This window comes from Pseudomonas sp. 43(2021) (assembly GCF_017490805.1).
In the GTDB taxonomy this organism is placed as follows: Bacteria; Pseudomonadota; Gammaproteobacteria; order Pseudomonadales; family Pseudomonadaceae; genus Aquipseudomonas.
Genome location: NZ_JAFGYJ010000204.1, coordinates 1 through 563, shown reverse-complemented (window position 1 = coordinate 563; position 563 = coordinate 1). Strand labels below are relative to the sequence as shown.

Annotated in this window: 1 protein-coding gene; it reads left to right on the top strand. The window is 49.7% G+C overall.

The window, feature by feature from the left end; genetic code table 11:
- Positions 1-312: 312 nt before the first annotated feature.
- Positions 313-563 (top strand): response regulator transcription factor (locus J5M71_RS26765; protein WP_207838517.1); only part of this gene is annotated, 251 nt, incomplete at its 3' end.

The window sequence follows — 563 nt, the reverse complement described above, 5'->3', positions numbered from 1 at the left end:
CAGTAGCGGCGGTTCGTTACGTCATATGTCGAATCGGCAGCCGGCAAAAGTGGTCCAGGAAATTTCAGATGGCTCGATTGGAATTCGCAGCTGCGTAGGACGTGTGCGCAGTAAACGGAAATTCGTTGCGGCCTTGCAGGACGGGTAGCAATTGCGATGGATGCGACGGGACCTATTTGTGGTAATTATCCTCAATGCCTGTAGGGAATGTCTCTCGATGCAAATGAGTGTAAAAGTTGCCATCCCTTGAAGCAAGTGACTGGGATATCGTGCGTGTTCTAAAAATTCGAACAGCGAAAACTGGACTTGCCCATGAATAAAGTGCTGATCGTGGATGACCACCCCGTCATTCGACTTGCGGTACGTATGCTGATGGAACGGCATGGCTACGAAGTCATTGCAGAAACGGATAATGGCGTTGATGCACTACAAATTGCTCGTGAACAAATACCGGATCTTGTCATTCTGGATATTGGAATACCCAAACTCGATGGACTGGAAGTTATTGCTCGCCTGACTTCCACCGCCATGCCGGTGAAAGTGCTGGTGCTGACTTCCCAGGC